This window comes from Paenibacillus lupini, from assembly GCF_011761355.1.
Taxonomy (GTDB): domain Bacteria; phylum Bacillota; class Bacilli; order Paenibacillales; family Paenibacillaceae; genus Pristimantibacillus; species Pristimantibacillus lupini.
On the sequence record NZ_JAASRW010000006.1, the window covers coordinates 211692 to 229223 of the forward strand.

At 45.0% G+C, this 17532-nt stretch carries 18 protein-coding genes and 1 pseudogene; 4 read left to right on the forward strand and 15 right to left on the reverse strand.

Translation table 11 applies throughout. The annotated features are described in order from the left end of the window. Nucleotides 1-26 precede the first annotated feature (26 nt). The 3 genes from FHS17_RS20230 to FHS17_RS20240 all read right to left on the reverse strand — a co-directional run bounded on the left by FHS17_RS20230 (nt 27) and on the right by FHS17_RS20240 (nt 1833). Entirely contained in the window at nt 27-893 is an 867-nt protein-coding gene (locus FHS17_RS20230; protein WP_167280561.1) for a pentapeptide repeat-containing protein, read from the reverse strand. Between the two features lie 17 nt (nt 894-910). Further along, the gene (locus tag FHS17_RS20235) at nt 911-1240 is read right to left on the reverse strand and encodes a PadR family transcriptional regulator (protein ID WP_167280257.1); all 330 of its coding nucleotides are present in this window, start codon (nt 1238-1240) and stop codon (nt 911-913) included. Nucleotides 1241-1530: 290 nt separating this feature from the next. After that, nucleotides 1531-1833, reverse strand: coding sequence for a hypothetical protein (locus FHS17_RS20240; protein WP_167280258.1), 303 nt, complete (start codon nt 1831-1833; stop codon nt 1531-1533). 70 nt (nt 1834-1903) lie between these two features. On the opposite strand from FHS17_RS20240, the pseudogene FHS17_RS31130 reads away from it, so the two are divergent. Further along, nucleotides 1904-2109, forward strand: a pseudogene (locus tag FHS17_RS31130) (AraC family transcriptional regulator); the annotation flags it as partial. A gap of 129 nt (nt 2110-2238) precedes the next feature. Here the strand turns inward: FHS17_RS31130 and FHS17_RS20250 are convergent. The 4 genes from FHS17_RS20250 to FHS17_RS20265 all read right to left on the reverse strand — a co-directional run bounded on the left by FHS17_RS20250 (nt 2239) and on the right by FHS17_RS20265 (nt 6487). Then, entirely contained in the window at nt 2239-3123 is an 885-nt protein-coding gene (locus tag FHS17_RS20250; RefSeq protein WP_167280259.1) for an alpha/beta fold hydrolase, read from the reverse strand. 530 nt (nt 3124-3653) lie between these two features. Continuing rightward, nucleotides 3654-4763 carry a hypothetical protein gene (locus FHS17_RS20255; protein ID WP_167280260.1) on the reverse strand — a complete coding sequence of 370 codons (1110 nt, stop codon included), beginning with the start codon at nt 4761-4763 and terminating at the stop codon, nt 3654-3656. 154 nt (nt 4764-4917) lie between these two features. Beyond that, nucleotides 4918-5472 carry a quercetin 2,3-dioxygenase gene (locus tag FHS17_RS20260; protein WP_243865461.1) on the reverse strand — a complete coding sequence of 185 codons (555 nt, stop codon included), beginning with the start codon at nt 5470-5472 and terminating at the stop codon, nt 4918-4920. Nucleotides 5473-5596: 124 nt separating this feature from the next. Beyond that, nucleotides 5597-6487: a polysaccharide deacetylase family protein gene (locus FHS17_RS20265; protein WP_243865479.1), complete on the reverse strand. Its 891-nt coding sequence runs from the start codon at nt 6485-6487 to the stop codon at nt 5597-5599. A 387-nt stretch (nt 6488-6874) separates the two neighbouring features. Here FHS17_RS20265 and FHS17_RS20270 point away from each other — a divergent pair, with 387 nt between their 5' ends. After that, nucleotides 6875-7453 (forward strand): TetR/AcrR family transcriptional regulator, encoded by a 579-nt coding sequence (locus FHS17_RS20270; protein WP_167280262.1) that lies wholly within the window; start codon nt 6875-6877, stop codon nt 7451-7453. Nucleotides 7454-7738: 285 nt separating this feature from the next. Here the strand turns inward: FHS17_RS20270 and FHS17_RS20275 are convergent, their stop codons facing one another. From FHS17_RS20275 to moaA, 8 genes are all read right to left on the reverse strand, one after another. After that, nucleotides 7739-8314: a manganese catalase family protein gene (locus tag FHS17_RS20275; RefSeq protein WP_167280263.1), complete on the reverse strand. Its 576-nt coding sequence runs from the start codon at nt 8312-8314 to the stop codon at nt 7739-7741. Between the two features lie 54 nt (nt 8315-8368). Then, the gene (locus tag FHS17_RS20280; protein WP_243865462.1) at nt 8369-8632 is read right to left on the reverse strand and encodes a spore coat protein CotJB; all 264 of its coding nucleotides are present in this window, start codon (nt 8630-8632) and stop codon (nt 8369-8371) included. 184 nt (nt 8633-8816) lie between these two features. Further along, the gene (locus FHS17_RS20285) at nt 8817-8966 is read right to left on the reverse strand and encodes a spore coat associated protein CotJA (protein WP_167280564.1); all 150 of its coding nucleotides are present in this window, start codon (nt 8964-8966) and stop codon (nt 8817-8819) included. A gap of 373 nt (nt 8967-9339) precedes the next feature. Beyond that, nucleotides 9340-10371 (reverse strand): sporulation integral membrane protein YtvI, encoded by a 1032-nt coding sequence (gene ytvI, locus FHS17_RS20290; RefSeq protein WP_167280264.1) that lies wholly within the window; start codon nt 10369-10371, stop codon nt 9340-9342. A 134-nt stretch (nt 10372-10505) separates the two neighbouring features. Continuing rightward, a complete protein-coding gene (gene yfkAB, locus FHS17_RS20295; RefSeq protein ID WP_167280265.1) occupies nt 10506-11639 on the reverse strand; it encodes a radical SAM/CxCxxxxC motif protein YfkAB in 1134 nt (377 codons plus the stop codon). A gap of 142 nt (nt 11640-11781) precedes the next feature. After that, the gene (locus FHS17_RS20300; RefSeq protein WP_167280266.1) at nt 11782-12900 is read right to left on the reverse strand and encodes an HD-GYP domain-containing protein; all 1119 of its coding nucleotides are present in this window, start codon (nt 12898-12900) and stop codon (nt 11782-11784) included. A gap of 104 nt (nt 12901-13004) precedes the next feature. After that, entirely contained in the window at nt 13005-14435 is a 1431-nt protein-coding gene (locus FHS17_RS20305) for a bifunctional metallophosphatase/5'-nucleotidase (RefSeq protein ID WP_167280267.1), read from the reverse strand. Between the two features lie 36 nt (nt 14436-14471). Beyond that, complete coding sequence (gene moaA / locus FHS17_RS20310) at nt 14472-15473, reverse strand: GTP 3',8-cyclase MoaA (protein ID WP_167280268.1); 1002 nt, start codon at nt 15471-15473, stop codon at nt 14472-14474. Between the two features lie 99 nt (nt 15474-15572). Between moaA and FHS17_RS20315 the strand changes: the two genes are divergently transcribed. Together FHS17_RS20315 and FHS17_RS20320 are read left to right on the forward strand one after the other, a co-directional pair. After that, nucleotides 15573-16319, forward strand: coding sequence for a molybdenum cofactor biosynthesis protein (locus FHS17_RS20315; RefSeq protein WP_167280269.1), 747 nt, complete (start codon nt 15573-15575; stop codon nt 16317-16319). A 148-nt stretch (nt 16320-16467) separates the two neighbouring features. Further along, nucleotides 16468-17532, forward strand: a complete 1065-nt coding sequence (locus FHS17_RS20320; RefSeq protein WP_167280270.1) for an HD-GYP domain-containing protein — start codon at nt 16468-16470, stop codon at nt 17530-17532.

The following is a 17532-nucleotide window of genomic DNA, read 5'->3' on the forward strand; positions in this document are numbered from 1 at the left end:
CCTCCTAAAAAGAATTTGTGAACAGATTAAACGACCGTAACTTTAGACAAATCAACTTCCATGCCTTTTAGATGCGCAAAGGTCAGTTTATCCATCGTTGCACCGTCAAAGTTGATGGTTTTGAGCATGCGATAGTATTTCTTCGTCAACGTAAATCCAGGCTGGAAGGAAACATTCTTTAATGTAGCGCCTTTGAACGAAGCTTCGGTTAAAGCTGCTTTGTCGAACTTAACGCCGATAAACGTCTGTCCGTCAAAACGCTGCCCGCTCAGGTCGGAGAGCTTGAAGTCAACCCCATCAAATAAACAGCCTTCGAAAATCGTTTTTCTAAGATCGGTCAGTGTTAACGACACGTCCGTCAGTCTTACTCCTGTGAATTTGGCTCCATCAAGCCCCGACTTGCTGAAATTGGTACGTACAAGGATCGACTTATTGAAGCTTGCATTTGCCAGGTCAAGCGTGGATAGGCTGCAGTCCGTCAGATTCGCACCATCAAAATTAGATTCACGTACGTCGCTGCTCTTAAACGTACTGCCGGTCAAGTCAGCGCCTGAGAAGTCCGAACCATGCAGCGCACTGCTATTAAACTGTCCTTTATGAGCGGTAACGCCTGCAAAGTCGCTTTTCACAAGATTACTTGCGCTAAAGTTTGTCACGACTTGCCGCTCCAGCGAGCGGGAGAGGTTGGCTACCTCCATGATCGTTTGCTCGATGTCGCCAATCCCCTCAATCGTCATCTTAAATGCTGTTTCATCATCTTTGCCCTCAGCTTTGAGTTCAAGATATCGCTCCTGCAAATCGGAAAGCAGGTCAGCCTTTAATTCAGTAACGCTTTTCACCCCATCGTATGGCGTAAACACACTGTTCAGGTAATCAGTCAATTTTGGATTCATCATAATCAAATCGCTCCTTATAATAGGTTTTCTAACACGCGTTTTGCATACTCCCAATTGCTTTTGTTGCGGTCGTAAGTTTCTTTACCCTTTGCGGTAATCCTAAAATATTTGCGACGTCCGCCCTGTGATTCATCGCCCCAATACCACTCGATGTCGCCGTCAGCTTCTAGCCGCCGGAAGCTGGAGTACATCGTAGCTTCCTTTAGTTCATGCTCGCCATCCGAACGTTCGGCAATCAGCTTGACAATCTCGTATCCGTAACGATCCGCTTCGGACAAGAGCCTTAAAATCATCGTATCCGTATGTCCTCTCAGCAGGTCGGATGTGATTTTGTTCTCGCTCATGCAATCACCTCCATATCCGTATAATAAGGCATACTACCTCGACTGTCAAGGTACTATTTTGATTATAATACTCTACCTCGAATAATTCGGTGCATGCATAACAAAAAAACCGCGCTAGGCGCGGTTTCTTGGGGTGATGCTTATATACCAATGTCATAGGTGTAGGCAACAACTTATCCTTAAATCTAATTCACCAAGCGCGGCTGCAACATTCGATCCCAGTGTCGATGCTAGGCGATTGAAGTTGTTGTTACTATACTTGTCCAATCACCCACATGATGGTAATTTTCTCATGGTCCAGGCTGCAGTGCAAAAGTGAAGGAAACGGTTGTATTTATTTGTAATTTAGCATCAAGGGCATCATAAGAGACGACAACCATACCCGTTTCAAGATCATTAAGGAACCGTACACGACTAGGAGACTTGAAACCGGCTGCTTTCAACAAAGCTCTCATTCTAATTACTTTTTGATTTTTGGTTAACTCATTGTCACCGATAAGATCTTCGACTTTCTTTCGAAATGGTACGTCCTTAGCTAATTTCCTCGAAAGTCTGGCAATCTGTCGTAACGCACATTCTACAGTTAGAGCCATACCATCACTCCTTAAAAATAAGATAAAATAATCTATGCAAAATAGATCCAATGTGCTTGTACAAATATAATTAGCTGATTTATATCCTCATCAAGTCATGAATGTATCTTATGATTTTGATGATGGTTTCTTAGAAGAAAAAGGATACTTGACTCATATGATTGGATTTGCAACTACAAAAGAAAATACATTCGATGATTTAGAACAACTCTCTATTGAAGTGTCACGCTTCAAGAAACTACCGCTAAAATTTATTCTGAATGGTTGCCCTCTTCAGGTTAAATTTGGATGCCAGTAAAGAAAATAGTTAGTGCCCATTAGCTTAACAAAAAACAGCAGCCGGTTACCGGCTGCTGTCGAGTTATGTTGAATTAGATGTTACACCTTAAACACTTTCTTTGTACCTCAGTCTATTTGAGCAACGAATTCATTAACGGCTTGCGTAAATTGCTCGGTATGCTCAACATGCTCCATATGACCGCCCCGCTCGAACACTACGAGGTGAGATCCTGGTATCTTTTCTGCCAATTCTTTGGACCACCTTGGCCCGCAGTTGACGTCATATTCACCGACTAGAATGAGCGTTGGCGTGGTGATCGTGTGCAGGATATCTCGTACATCCCACTCATATGGCTGCCGGTTAGGGTCTCCGAAGAAATCGAGAACAACCTTCCATTTGTCTACTTTCTCCTTAACGCTCCAGTAGTTACCGAAGTATGCGGGCAATAAGCGGTGGAGAACTGCCAGAGCCGACTCTTTGTCTCTTACGTTTTTCGAATCCATCATAGCCTGCTTCGCATCTTGAGCTTCCGCGTTATCCGGCCAACGCTCTGCAAAGTTCTCAATTTGTTTGAATTGCTCCATATACAGTTCTGGCCCCATGGAAGGAGCACTGGATTGGAGGATTAGACCGCCAAGTTCGTTCGGGTAATCCAAAGCGTATTGAATGCCAACGCCGCCGCCATGAGCATGACCCAGGAAGTAATACTTTTGAGCTCCGATATGCTCGGCTACTTTATGTGCGAAATACGCATACCGAGACATACTATAGTCTCCGTCTGGCAGCATATCTGACTTACCTGTTCCTACAGGCTCTAAGTACACCATTGTCATTGTTTTCTCCAGCTCTGGCATCTGCAGATACTTCCAGTGAAATCCAGGCCCTCCCGAATGAACCAAACAAACGGGGCCGTTGCCAGCTACGTGATAAACTTGACGCACGCCGTCGATGAAGATTTCATGTTCTCCAGCTGACAATGGGTGTTTGATCTCATAATTAGATTGATTCATTCTTAAATTCCTTCTTTCTTGGTTAATTATTTTCGAAAGCAACCTTGAATATAGATCCTGTAATAATAGTCACCTCGTGACCGCGGCGAATAAGGTCTTTTGCTATGGCATCATGGGAGCGACGTGTCCATACAAGTGTAATAGGAATGATAACTTTTGTTGTAATTAAGCCTCTTTCTTTTGTCCTTTTTTACCTGCGCAGTAATGAGATCGATCATTCTCATAATGGAACGCCATCAACGTTTTGTCAACGTATCTAGCGCAAACTTAATATTTCATAAATTCTTCCTGTTAGTAATTTTATGTTTAAAAAGAATCTCCGCAGATAAAAGTGGCTTCATCAGATAGCAGATACTTCCATAGCCATACTTGACGCTTAAAGAATAATCGAAGATGATTGTTCTCCTATTACATTTAACTCCCAATTGCGCAGCAGCATTGCTTAAATTTTTGACATTGTTCAGAGGATAGAGAAATAAAGGTTACCCATTGCCTTATACGGCAATGGGTAACCTTTATTTACGATTTGATTACTTTATCGGTTGAATCGGATTGCTCTGTAAGATGTCTTCTACTTCTTGGTAGCCATCAGGGTAGGCAAAGTTATAGCGCGCCGGTAGTGCGAACACGTATTTTTGATTACGCGTCAGTTCTCTTGGACCGGTAGGCGCTGCGCCGATGAAGAATTTCTCCTGCTGAAGCTCGTTCCATTGGTGGATAGTAAAGACGAGAATAGGGATATCCTGTCTAGGCTGTTCAGCGGTCCATTTGGGATGGCGGATGCTGAGTTCCGCACCACTTTCTACGACCTTAGCTCCTTGCGTACTGCCTGCAGAAAGACCTTCCCATTTGTCCGTTACGATCGTGTACCCTCTCCAACTATCCGGCAGCGTGAAACGGAAGCCATATTGAGTATTCTCATAGACCGTATGGTTTACTTGACCAGTTTGTCCACCGACTGGGCTCATCGATTGAATCGGATTGCTCTTCAAGATGTCTTCTACTTCTTGGTAGCCATCAGGGTAGGCAAAGTTATAGCGCGCCGGTAGTGCAAACACGTATTCTTGATTGCGCGTCAGTTCCCTTGGACCGGTAGGCGCTGCGCCGATGAAGAATTTCTCCTGCTGAAGCTCGTTCCATTGGTGGACAGTAAAGACGAGAATAGGGATATCCTGTCTAGGCTGTTCAGCGGTCCATTTGGGATGGCGGATGCTGAGTGCCGCACCACTTTCTACGACCTTAGCTCCTTGCGTATTGCCTGCAGAAAGACCCTCCCATTTGTCCGTTACGATCGTGTACCCTTTCCAACTGTCCGGCAGCGTGAAACGGAAGCCATATTGAGTATTCTCATAGACCGTATGGTCTACTTGACCAGTTTGTCCACCGATTGGGCTCATCGGTTGATTGCTTCCATTCCTTGGAGTGTCGTTGGATAAAGGCACAGAATGGTGATGCGGAGCAAGGTGGACGTATTGGAACGCGTTAAAAATCATCTCAGCGGCATGCGAGCGAGTAATCGCCGCTGTTCCGTTAACCTTTACACCATGATTCGTTCCGTTTGCGGCCACTACAGCTGGCACAGATACGGCAACCACCGCTACCAGCAGCAGTGATGCAGCTCGCTTGTTCATTCTTTTCATCAACAATTCCTCCTCAAAGATCTTATGATTCACTACCCTGAGTGACTGAGAGACGACATCGCTCACGACTTTCGTAAATTCCTGCTGATTCTCGACATTGTTCTGGTATAGATATAGAAGGCGAAAAAGATCCGCTAAAATTCAAAAAGTAAAATTATAGACCCGGATACGTAATATTATATTTTTCGGATACTTGTATGAGCTTCTGGAGAAACTCAGGATGAGGGGGATTCATTTGGGCTTCCATCCCCTCCACATAAGGTGTGCCTAATTCCTTTACAAAAGAATCAAACCCTGCGGGGTAGGCCGTAACTAAAAAACGAGCTTTTTGGGACTTCACCTTAAAGGTGTGTGGAATGCCGCGAGGGGCGAAGACATATTCTCCGCTTTGCACAAAAAACGTGTCATTCCCAAGTGTCATCTCTAACTCTCCATCGAGTACGTAGAAAGATTCATCTTCGTTTCCGTGGATATGAAGCGGCGGGCCATCATTCTCATTAACCGAACAATGCACGACACAAAATTCCCCGTTTGTGTCTTCCCCGCTTACCAAGATGGAATTAATGTCGGTAAGGAATAAAAACGTATTATCACTTTCTGGCTTCCGGTGCATCTTTCCAGCTTTGCTTTGATTACTCATGGTTCGTCCCGGTCTCCTCTTAGTTGTCGATTTTTTTACCTGCGCAGTAATGAGATCGATCATTCTCATAATAGAAACTCCATCAACCTTTGTCAATGAATCTAGCGCAAACTTAATATTTCATAAATTCTTCCGTTAGTAATTTTGAACGTAAGAGAAATCAATAATAGCGATTGTTCAAATGAGTTGGAATTCATTGGTACTTTTCTAGCATATTAAGAAACTTGCTGCCTGTGAGAGTTGGGGTTCCTGCATTAAGGCGGAAAATTTCATCTGCCCCCTGTTTGTTAATGCCAGGATTTGTTGTGAAGAATAGAGTAACACCTGCATTTTTCTCAATCTGCTTTACTGTCGGGTTATAGACACCATACGGAAACGCGATCAACTGGAGGGTGTTACCAAGCTCTTCCTTTAATCGTTTTTCTATCAATTGTGTATCCTCTTCAATACGAGCTTTGTATTCAGCATTAGTCTCAACACGGCCCTTTTCAGGCAGATAGATCGGATTGCTTAGCATAGGTCCCATTTTATGACCAACTTGATCAAAGGAAGCATAGTTATGTTGATTATAGGTATGGCTATAGAAGCTGAAGCCTTCTGCTTTAAGCTTGCGCATCGTATCCCAGGTTAGATGTTTCGTGTGTACGTTTTGCTGGTCACTGCTCGATCCAATAATAAAGTGAGTAGCGGTAAAATTATATTTTTTTAGAATTGGAACCGCATATTGGTCAAAACTTTCGTACCCATCATCGAAAGTAATAACTACCGCATTGTTTGGCACCTTAATTTTGTTCTGCATAAAGTCCACGAATTGCTCTACGCTAATTACCTTATAACCATTATCCTTCAAAACCTTCATATGATCATTGAAACGGCTCGGGGAAATGGTTGCGCCGCTTTCCTTCACATCAATATGATGATACATGAGTACAATAACTTTATTCTTGTAATGAATCGGTTGGTTACTAGTTGTTTGTACGGGTTGGTTAGTATCCCTCACAGGTGCAGCTGCCTCGAGTTGATATTGGTGCACCGACCAGGTAATCACGATGGCAATCACGAACAGCGCACTTATAATTTTCATGTTCAAAACTTATTCCTCCTAGATGAACTCAATGAATGCAGTGCGTTTCTTACTGTATTAGATGTTACTCATCGTTACTCCCAGCCTCCTCTTTGTTGTCGATTTTTTAGCTGCGCCGTAATGAGATCGATCATTCTCATAATAGAAACTCCTTCAACGTGTTGTCAACGCATCTATTGCAAAATTAATATTTCATAAATTATTCCAGTAAGTATTTGTATATTAAAAAATATAGTATTTTCAGCTTATTTAAACCTGGGACTTTTTTGGATTAAAAGGTCTAATAAGGAGTAATTAGGTTATTATTAGTTATACTTTAAATTGTTCATGATCGATCTTTTACCGATTGTTCTAATATGATAAAATCGTTCTAAAGAGGTGTAGACGATGACAAGAAGCAAAGAGTTCGATGAGAGAGAAGTACTTTTAAAGGCAATGTATTTATTCTGGGAAAAGGGTTATGAGAAAACCTCGTTGCAGGACCTTGTTACGCATATGGGGATACATCGCAGAAGCCTGTATGATACTTTTGGCGATAAGCATAGCCTCTTTGTAAAGACGCTGGAACTGTACGATAAACACAAAACAGCAACTATAAAGGCAGAAGTAACACGCGGACGTTCGGCGAAACAGGCCATTCGTTTCATCTTTGATTTGCTGATTGAAGTGAACGACGATCGACCGTTAGGCTGCCTATTTGTGAATTCTGCGACCGAACTGGCTTTGAGGGATCCGGAAGTACGCGAAATAACAAACGAAAGTTTTATTAACGGGGAGAAAGTTCTGGTAGACATCATTCAAAAAGGTCAGCAGTCGGGCGAGATTCCTATTGATAAGGATGCAAAAATACTTGCGGCTAGTCTGCAGACTACATTGATTGGATTAAGAGTATTAGTTCGAACGTCCACTGATAAAGAGAGGCTGCATCAAATAGCAGATACTTCTATAGCAATGCTTGAGGCTTAAAGAATCCTATACGGCGATTCTTAAGTCTACACAATAACTTGATGATAATAATTAAAGAAAAATAGGAACTCGAGTCCTGTTACACGTTTGTTACCGAGGATTGCTGGGGATGTTTTTCAATAGCTCTTCAAAATGGTGCTGAAGGGATTAAGCAAGAGCATCAAGTCAAAATTAAAAGGCATGAGCCCGGTACAATACCGAGCTCATGCCCAACAGGTTGCTTAATCATATTCATATTGTCTAACTTTTAGGGGGCACTTCATCTCCGGCTGCTGTTGTGTCGTATTACACTTTAAAGACTTTTTTCGTTCCCCAGTCGGACTTGATCATCTCCACGGCTTCCCTGAACCGGAGGGAGTGGACGATCTCGCGTTCGCGCAAAAACTTCAACCCGTCCTGCAAATCAACGTCATCCGTCATATCAATGAGCCATTGATAAGTCGCGCGCGCCTTCTCCTCGGCAGCGATATCCTCGTATAAATCCGCGATCGGATCGCCTTTAGCCTGAATATATGCCGCGGTCCATGGCACACCAGATGCATTTACATACATCATTCCGTTGTCATGATTGACAAAGTTCTCTCCAAGCCCCGCTTCCTTCAGCTGTCTTGGCGTCGCATCCTTCGTCAGCTTATACACCATCGTTGCGATCATCTCAAGGTGGGCAAATTCCTCCGTACCGATATCCGTGAGCAGACCAATTACTTGATCTGGGATTGAATACCGCTGATTCAAATAACGAAGCGCAGCAGACAACTCGCCATCGGCTCCACCGTATTGCTCAATTAAGAATCTGGCCATCATCGGGTCGCATTTGCCTACCCGTACCGGGTATTGCAGCCTCTTCTCATATAACCACATCCGTATGGCTCTCCCCTTTCCCTAGTGAAAGTTTAACCTACACCAATTCCTGCCTTATACCTGCCAAGGCCATGGGCTTTCTGACCACTGCCATGGGTATTTGGAAAAACTGTTACCGTATTGTAACGTTGGTCCGTACAAGCTTTCAAATTGCTGCCTGCACTGATGCAGTTGCATGCCAAGCTGATTAAACTGCTGAATCGCCTGCGCATCATGCGGATGGGTATCCAAATATAAGGTCAATTCGACTAGAGCAAATCCAACCGCCTGCAGCTCCTCCAATTTACGATAATATTGTTCATCTAGAACAATGCTCAAAGGATTCGACCTCCTCAAAAGAATTGTCACACAATTAGCCATCTTCATTTGGCTAATTGTGATAATTCTTACTTCGAAAGCATTAGCTTAAAGAATTATCACCCAAGTGGCCATTCTGGCCAGTTGTGTGAATTCTTACTTCGTAAGCATGATTTTTACACTGATAATTCTAACTTCGTAAGCATTACAAGTAATACCTAGATTGATAGGAGCTGTATAAAGCAGGCCAAAGTGTTCCTCTCCTCAGCGCCTCATGAATCGAATATTGGGGTAGTCCCTGCGGCTGATAATTAATGAACTGATTTGGCGGTACGACGTATGTTTTTAATTTCATCGGCGGACATGGATCACATGGACCAATAAAAGGTACATAGGTATGAACCTGATTTAACGGATTCACATTATTTGCGGTTTTGTACTCCGCATTCTCCTTTCCGTATGACACGTTCTCCACCGCTGCTGTATTCTCGACGGGAACGTTATTGGCGGCTTTGGCGTTAATTGCAGCATTAGCGCTGTTCTCTGCTTGGACCGCCATGTTGGCATTGTTCTCGGCACGGGCATTTCTCTCGGTGATCATCCAGCTATCCCTCCCTGACATTCAGGCTTCTCCTATTCATTTTATGCCTGGTAGGGCTTATCTCATCATTACAATTTCACAAAAAAAAGGTCCGGCAGCGAAAAAACCCACTGCCGGACCAAAAGTATTATAATTTAATGTTAATTTTGAACAATCCTGCCTTGCGGATCGCCATGTAGATAATAACAACAAGAGGTCCCAAGAACACCCCTATAACACCTACAAGCTTAAATCCGACATACAAGCTGATGAGAGCAGATAATGAACCGATACCAACTGCATCGCCTAATATTTTCGGCTCAACAATCCGGCGGAATACGGTCATGAACAAGAACATGACGTACAGTCCGATTCCGGCATATAAGTTACCTGTGACAATTAAATAAGTCCCCCAAGGCACAAGTACCGTACCTGTTCCTAGGATTGGCATAATATCAACGATAACGATGAGCAAAGCAATAGCGAGCGGATACTTGATATCCAGGATCAACAATCCAATAAACGAAATGATGTAGGTCAATGCGCTAAGTATAATTTGCGAGCGTAGAAAGCCAAAGATCGATTTCTTCAAATTATCCAATACTTCATTCACCTGAGGCCGAGATTTCTCTTCGAATAGGGTCAGGAATGTTGCTTTCATCGTATTCAAGCTGTATCCGAACATATAGACAGCCACGAGGAAGACGATGAAGAAAATGAACATGCTCGGAATACCTGAAGCGAAGGAAATGACGGAGGAAGATACGGTCCCAACCATACCCGTGAGCGACTTACTCATATCGGTCAGCCAATCTTCGATCTGGCTTACCGTATCCGGTGAGAAGTTAGCGTAAAGCGATCTAGCGTTCTCAATAAGGTCAGTCACATAATCACTGGCATCTCCAACGTAATTAGGCACCTTTTGTGAAAATGCGATAAGCTCAGCGACAACCTTTACCCCAAGCAAAGCCATCAGCCCAATTAATATCACCGTGAATATACTGCTTGAAATGGTCGAAGCGACTAGACGGTTTGTCTTCAATCTGCGGCTAATAAACTGTGTAAGCGGTTCTAGAAAGATAGCTACTACAAGTGCCAGAAGAAACGGTGCCCCTACTGTAAACAGCATATACAACAGGAAAAGCCCAACCCCAAGCATGACTAACGTTTTAATCGACACTTTTGCCTAGTCCTCCTTTCTCATAGAGATATGAGGTAAACCTATGTATGAGGGGCCATCACTTTCGAAAGTTAGCGTCCACTATAGCATACGCCCGTTCGAGAAAGTAATGTCCCCTTTTCCATCATAAATCGTTAAAGAATTGCCTTTTTCTGGTGGAAATCAACTTCATTGTAGTACATGTCCTTCACCAGCAGATTTGGACCACAGCATGCGGCAGCTGGACAATGACAGTTCACACTACGAGCCAGCGAGTGATCAAGCCAGCGATCGAACAAATCATCCAGCTTCTCGCCCTCGATATTGCCGAAAGCAGGTACATCCGAGAAGTCAGTCACGAACACTTCTCCGGTAAACAAGTTCACATTAAGGCGATTACGGCCGTCCGGATCATTGCGGACCGTCACATTTGGTTCAGCAGCAAGACGTTTGAGCAAATCTCTCTCTTCTGGATTTTCACTGCAATGATAGAACGGAAGGGTCCCAAACAGCATCCAGATGTTTTTATCTCTTGTATCAAGCAGCCGCTCGATGGCTTTCCGCATATCCTCTCTCGATAACACGGGAAGATCCTTCGCGAACGAGCTTGGATACATCGGATGCACTTCATGACGCTGACAGCCCATCTCCATAATCAGCTTATGGATCTCAGCAATTTGACTATGAGTCCGATAGTTGATCATCGATTCAGCTGAGACAAGTACTCCCGCATCACTTAAACGCCGTGCATTGTCGATCATCCGGTCATACAGCTTAGCGGCTGCATCACGAGACACATGATGGCCAGCTTTCGCAAACCCGATTTGATGGAAATCATCAGCGTTCGTATAGTTGAAGGAGATATGCATGACATCCAGATAAGGAGCAAGCTGCTCATATCTGCTGTAGGGTAAAGTAACATTCGAATTAATCTGCGAACGAATGCCCCGGCTTCTTGCATATTGAAGGAGCGGAACCATATATTCCTTGACTGTCCGATCCGAGAACGACGGCTCTCCGCCTGTAATACTAATCGTCTCCAAATATTTCACTTCATCAAGACGTTTGATCATAAGCTCCAAAGGAAGCTTCGCTGGTTCCGTCATCACAAGCGTATCGCCAACGGCGCAATGCTCACATCGCATATTGCAAAGATTGGATACGGTCATCTCGACACTTGTCAACGTATGCCGGCCAAATTGCTGCAAGGAACGAATCGGATCCCACGGATCATTATGAGGAGATAACGGATTGGATGGTTGTTGTAATGCAAAGTCTATTGAATTCATTAATATCAGCACCTGACTTACATGGTTAGAATGGGTATAGCTTATACCATTGTAATGTTCGAAGGGTAAGGAAGCAAATGAAAATAGGTATAAAAACCGAAAAAGGAGGCACAATAGCCCCCTTTTCCATCAATTATGTCTATCATATTCCCGATGCAAGCCCTACACTGGACTTCTCACCATTTACACCAACAATCATGGTGCTTAGCTGCTTCGACATATCAATCTCATATGGTGAAGCTAACGCCTCACCAGCTTCATTATATAGCATACGGACAATTGGACGATGTGGATATGAATGGTTAAAGTCAACCACAACTCCTGTCTCTCCCGTGTGAATTTGTACAGTAATCCCGATTGGATAGATGGCCACCTTGTCTCTGAACAGCTGTACCATGTGCTGTTCATACAACGTCCCCGTTCCTGCATACAGCAGTTCAATCGCTTGATGCGGAAGCATTGGCGACCGATAGATCCGGTTCGTCGTCATCGCATCATAGGAATCAACAAGACCAATCCACTTGGCAAAATCATGTATCTCATTTCCTTTGATGCCACGTGGATAACCACTGCCATCAACCCGTTCATGATGCTGGAAGGCGCAATGGGCCACGATAAGCGGCATATTGGGCTCATCTTTCAGCAGTTCAAAGCCGATCTTCGCATGATTCCTCATCATTTGAAATTCATGATCGGATAATGATCCGGGTTTCTTGAGAACATCCATCGGAATTTGCGTCTTCCCTATATCATGCAGCAATGCCCCCATGCCCAGCTTCATCAGTTCATCTCTGGAATAACCAAAGGCTGAACCCAGCAGAGTCGTATAGACGCATACATTAAGCGAGTGTTGATAGAGATAGTCATCAACAATCCCCATGTTCATCAGCATAATCATCGCATCTTTATGATTGGACAGGTCATCAATAATCATATTCATCATCTGCTTGAAAGGCTGTGCGATATACGGATAAGGAGCGCCCTTCTTCTGCTTGGGCAAATCCATCATCGCTCGGAAATTAGTCTTAATCTCCTTCAAGGCCAGACTAATCGTATTCTCGCTAATAATCTCCGGTATTACGATGTCATCGGTCCTCGGATCGCTAATAAACACAAAGTGAATACCATATTGCTCCAGACGGACAATATGGCGACTGGTTAATTCGATGTTTTCTCCTAAGAGGACTAAACCGTCGCCCGAGAAAATTTTTTTGGCAAGTCTCATGCCAGGCTGGCATTGCGATATAGGTACCAAGCGCATGTTCTCGATCCTTCCCCTTAATACTATGTCTATAATTAACATCGGACAAAACTAGCCGTATTGTTAATGTAAGGGATAAATTAACGCTTGGCAACCATTTTATACTAAATTTTCGACAATATTCTCCATCTTTCTTGGTGGCAGCGTGGAATCTCATGACCTTGCTTCAGTTCATTTGCCAGCAGATCACGGATAAACTCAGGTAAATAGTAAGAAACTCCCGCCGCTTGCCCTAGCGATAAATACCCGATATGGAAGGTAAACATATCGATGCAGCCAACAACATATTCTCGGTCGTTTGCAAGCGGCTCACCATTAACAACAATCGACACGATTCGCTGCAGCTCCGGAAGCGCAGGATCGTACTCTACAACCATACCATCTAGCGCAAGTGTACCAAGCACTTCACCACGGAAGCCGTAGCCTTTTATCCTCATGCCGGTAAAAGACGGCAGCAGTGCCTCTTCGAGCGCTGCTCGTATATTCGCGCCGCTGAGCAGCATGCGGCACGGGTTGATCGGCGACGGACAGAGGGCATGTAACTGCCCCTCTGTCACGTCGCCCTGCTGCAGGCCGCCAAGCAGCTGCCCCGTATTCACGATGCCGATCTCGGCATCGGTATGGCGGCGCAGGCCGGCGGCCAGCAGGTTCCCGAGCGGTGATTCCCGCTCGGGCAGGGCGGGCAGCGGCGCATCCAGCCGGGCAATCACCCGGCTGAGGCGCCGCTGGCCCGCCTCGCGCCAGCCGCCGATAATAGCGGCGGCGGCTGGCTGCTCCGCATATGCGGCCATGGGTACGCATGATGCGCGAATAATCGGCCGCGTGTCCATCTTAATTTCCACGCGGCCGATCTGCTCACCATATTTCCCCGCAGCACAAATGTAGGTGTCGCCGATAATAATCGGCTCCTCCAATAAATGATGCGTATGTCCGCCCATGATCAGATCGATACCGGCAATTTTCTCCGCCATTTGCTTGTCAACGTTAATCCCCAGATGCGACATCACGGCTATGACGTCAACGCTGTCTCTAAGCTTGGCGACTTCTGCTTCGATCGCCACAAGCGGATCGGTCACATCCCAGCCCAGCAGCTCGTAAAAATCCGTATAGCGTGCTGTAGCCGCAATAAGACCAATCTTGATGCCGCCCTTCTCGATCACCGTACTAGGCAGCAGCCACTCGGGCAGCCTCCCAGTCTCACGCTCCAGCATATTAGCAGCAAGCACCGTAAACTTTGCCTCGTAATACACTCGCTCAAGCGTTGTCTTGTCATACGTTAGTCCTTCATTGTTACCAAGCGTTACAGCATCATATCCAGCTTCGTTAAGCAGCTCAATATTCACCATGCCGTCGCTGCCTTCCGTCTCCAGCCGTATGCGGTCCATATGATCACCGATATCCAAGCAAAGGAGGTGACCGCTGCCGTGAACAGAACGCTGCTCATCAATATAAGCGGCCATTCTCGCTGCATTCTCAAGACGGCTATGAATATCGTTGCTGTGAAGAATGACAATTGGTCTGTTAGAGAATGTCATGCTGACCTCCTTTTTCACCCTGAAATAATCTGTCCATTACCCGCCAATTTGAGACATCCGCCGGTCAGTTGGCGTATGGGTTAACGCCTCATCCGCCAGCTTAGCCGCCATTTCATGATTCTCAGGCTTAAGATCCATCGCTCTATAGAAAATGTTCCGCATAGCTTCCGGATCACCAAGTGCATCCTTCACATTCAGTTCATCCACCCAGTAGAGGCATGGCTTCATGGAACCGTCTGCCGTCAAGCGAAGCCGGTTACAGCTTTTGCAGAAATGATCACTGACAGGATGAATAAGTCCAAACGACCCTCGGCCACCTTCCATGTGCCAGTCATCTGATGGGCCATTACCTTTTATATTCAACAGTCTTGTAATCGTATATCCTTCACGCTCTGCCGTCTCCAGGACATGTGACAGAGGCAGATAGTGGTTACGCCAATTATCGTCAGCGTGGCCAATCGGCATATATTCAATAAACCTGACATGCATCGGCTGCTCGTATGCAAGCTTCAGGAATGCTGCAATTTCGTCCTCATTAATCCCCTTAAGAAGCACGCAGTTCAGCTTAATAGGCGCAAGTCCTGCTTTGCCGGCTGCTTCTATGCCCTCAATAACCCGTTTCAGATCACCTCTACGGGCAATAAACTTAAATCGTGTTGGATCTAAAGTATCCAGACTAATATTTACCCGGTTCAAACCTGCATCCTTCAAAGCCTCGGCATATTTGCCTAGCAGCATGCCATTGGTCGTCAAAGCAATATCATCGATACCCGGAATCGCCTTCAGCCTGCGGATCAAGCCGTCCAGGCCCGGGCGTACAAGTGGTTCTCCGCCTGTAATACGAAGCTTGGAGATGCCTAGTTCCGCCGCTGTCTGCACAACCTCAACAATATGGTCATAACTCAGCAGATTACTAGCGTCCTCGAACTCCATCCCTTCCTCTGGCATGCAGTACAAACAACGCAAATTGCATCTATCCGTAACCGAAATACGCAAGTAATCGTGTTCTCTCCCGAAACGGTCCATCAATGGGGGCATGCCTCTCACTCCTTTTCTCTTCTACTAGAATAACATTTTTCACATGATTATGGTATGCTAATACGGTGTTTACCCTTAACTAATGAGAGGTTATCTGCCATGACATATACTTGGACTATTCAACTATTCGCCGGACTCTCGGACCGATTCGGAAGTCCCATTATCCATATCGAGACGGACACACCTTCGGTGACTGTTAGCGAGCTAAAACAGCTGCTTGCAGCGAAGTTTCCGGAACAAGCCGATCTCGTACGTATTTCCTTTGTCGCATGTAACCAAACTTATGCTTCTGATGATACGATCATTCAAGCATCTGACGAGCTTGCTGTCCTGCCACCAGTATCTGGAGGCGAGCCTGAAGAGAATGAAGATACACCAGACTGTACATCCGCTGACGGCCGTTACGTCATTACGAAGCATCCCCTGACCTCAGATGAAGTGCTGGCTAAAGTAATCGTACCTGAGCATGGTGCGTCAATTGCTTTCGTCGGAACGACGCGGGAATGGACGCAGGGACAACGTACGATTCGTCTGGAGTATGAAGCCTATGCTCCAATGGCCGTTCGTACGATGGAGCAAATTGGCGAAGAGCTGGCTCAGCGCTGGCCAGGCACGTTAACCGCGATCTCACACCGGATTGGTGTGGTCGATATCGCAGAGACAAGTGTTGTCATCGCCGTTTCCTCCCCACATCGGGATGCCTGTTATGATGCTAGTCGTTACGCTATTGAGAGACTAAAGCAAATCGTCCCGATTTGGAAAAAAGAAATTTGGGAAGATGGCTCCGAATGGAAAGGGCATCAGCAAGGAAGCCCTTGGAATCCGATTCAGTCATTATCCAATTAATGGATTATATTACAGTATTCGCTGTAAAATGGGGCTGAGAGTATAGGACAATAGTCACGAATTAACTTCCCTCTTATTGCCATACTAATCATTCATTGTTACTATTACTTCATACATACCGTTCATAAATAACTATAGAGGTGCAACGATGAGGGTGCATATATCGGATTTAAAAAAGGGAGATATTTTGCTCAAGGATACCTTTAACGGATACGGCCTGCATGTGTTATCCAAAGGCACAATCCTGGAGCAAAAAGATATTGCCAAGCTGTTTCAACATCAAGTTGACTATGTTGATGTTGAGAACCGGACAACTACAGAGCAACCTGTTCATCGCACATTAGAAACCTCAGTTCATCCCAAATGGCTGCCCAATGTGCGGCCTGATTATGAGAATGCAGTCAAAGGCTTCGAGGAATTATTCCTAAAAGCAAACACCGGTGGAATCCTCAAGCAAGACGAGGTTGCAGCTGCCTTCCAGCCTCTCCTGAAAAATTTCCAAATGGAACGCGATGTCGTTTCCATGCTTCTGCTCTTAAATACAGCAGATGATTATACCTATCAACACTCCGTTCAAGTGGGCATGTTGTCCTACTACTTAGCTTCATGGCTTGGCTACAGCGAATTGGAAGCGCTTGAAATCTCGAAAGCCGGGTATCTCCACGATATTGGCAAGAGTAAAATTCCAGACAGCATACTGAATAAGCCGGCTTCCTTAACCGATGAAGAGTTTGAAGAAGTAAAAAAACATACGCTTTATGGTCATGACATTATTCTTAACTCTTTCGAAAATCAATCGCCTTACCTTGCGATTAGCGCCCTACAGCATCATGAACGTAATGACGGAAGTGGTTATCCACATGGCCTTACTGGTGAGCAGATTCATCCTGTCGCCAAAATTACAGCCGTCGTAGATATTTACAGTGCCATGATCTCGGAGCGTGTCTACAAGAAGAAACGTGACTTGTTCTACGTTCTGAAGGAATTACACAAGATGAGCTTTAATGAGCTTGATGCCCACACAACACATACCTTTATTAAACATATGATTCCTAACTTTATTGGCAAAAAAGCAGTACTTGAATCTGGTGAAGTTGGTACAATCGTGATGACACATCCAACCGAGTTTTTCCGTCCGCTTATCCAGATCGGCGACCGCTTTATTGATCTTACCGTTGATCGTCAGTATGAGATCAAAGAAATTATCTTCTAA

What these genes read in the sequence shown, in the direction of transcription:
- FHS17_RS20230 (WP_167280561.1), bottom strand. Translation starts at nt 893, where the DNA reads ATGAATCCAAAATTGACTGATTACCTGAACAGTGTGTTTACGCCATAC.
- FHS17_RS20235 (WP_167280257.1), bottom strand. Translation starts at nt 1,240, where the DNA reads ATGAGCGAGAACAAAATCACATCCGACCTGCTGAGAGGACATACGGAT.
- FHS17_RS20240 (WP_167280258.1), bottom strand. Translation starts at nt 1,833, where the DNA reads ATGGCTCTAACTGTAGAATGTGCGTTACGACAGATTGCCAGACTTTCG.
- FHS17_RS20250 (WP_167280259.1), bottom strand. Translation starts at nt 3,123, where the DNA reads ATGAATCAATCTAATTATGAGATCAAACACCCATTGTCAGCTGGAGAA.
- FHS17_RS20255 (WP_167280260.1), bottom strand. Translation starts at nt 4,763, where the DNA reads ATGAAAAGAATGAACAAGCGAGCTGCATCACTGCTGCTGGTAGCGGTG.
- FHS17_RS20260 (WP_243865461.1), bottom strand. Translation starts at nt 5,472, where the DNA reads ATGAGAATGATCGATCTCATTACTGCGCAGGTAAAAAAATCGACAACT.
- FHS17_RS20265 (WP_243865479.1), bottom strand. Translation starts at nt 6,487, where the DNA reads ATGAAAATTATAAGTGCGCTGTTCGTGATTGCCATCGTGATTACCTGG.
- FHS17_RS20270 (WP_167280262.1), top strand. Translation starts at nt 6,875, where the DNA reads ATGACAAGAAGCAAAGAGTTCGATGAGAGAGAAGTACTTTTAAAGGCA.
- FHS17_RS20275 (WP_167280263.1), bottom strand. Translation starts at nt 8,314, where the DNA reads ATGTGGTTATATGAGAAGAGGCTGCAATACCCGGTACGGGTAGGCAAA.
- FHS17_RS20285 (WP_167280564.1), bottom strand. Translation starts at nt 8,966, where the DNA reads ATGAAATTAAAAACATACGTCGTACCGCCAAATCAGTTCATTAATTAT.
- yfkAB (WP_167280265.1), bottom strand. Translation starts at nt 11,639, where the DNA reads ATGAATTCAATAGACTTTGCATTACAACAACCATCCAATCCGTTATCT.
- FHS17_RS20300 (WP_167280266.1), bottom strand. Translation starts at nt 12,900, where the DNA reads ATGCGCTTGGTACCTATATCGCAATGCCAGCCTGGCATGAGACTTGCC.
- FHS17_RS20305 (WP_167280267.1), bottom strand. Translation starts at nt 14,435, where the DNA reads ATGACATTCTCTAACAGACCAATTGTCATTCTTCACAGCAACGATATT.
- moaA (WP_167280268.1), bottom strand. Translation starts at nt 15,473, where the DNA reads ATGCCCCCATTGATGGACCGTTTCGGGAGAGAACACGATTACTTGCGT.
- FHS17_RS20315 (WP_167280269.1), top strand. Translation starts at nt 15,573, where the DNA reads ATGACATATACTTGGACTATTCAACTATTCGCCGGACTCTCGGACCGA.
- FHS17_RS20320 (WP_167280270.1), top strand. Translation starts at nt 16,468, where the DNA reads ATGAGGGTGCATATATCGGATTTAAAAAAGGGAGATATTTTGCTCAAG.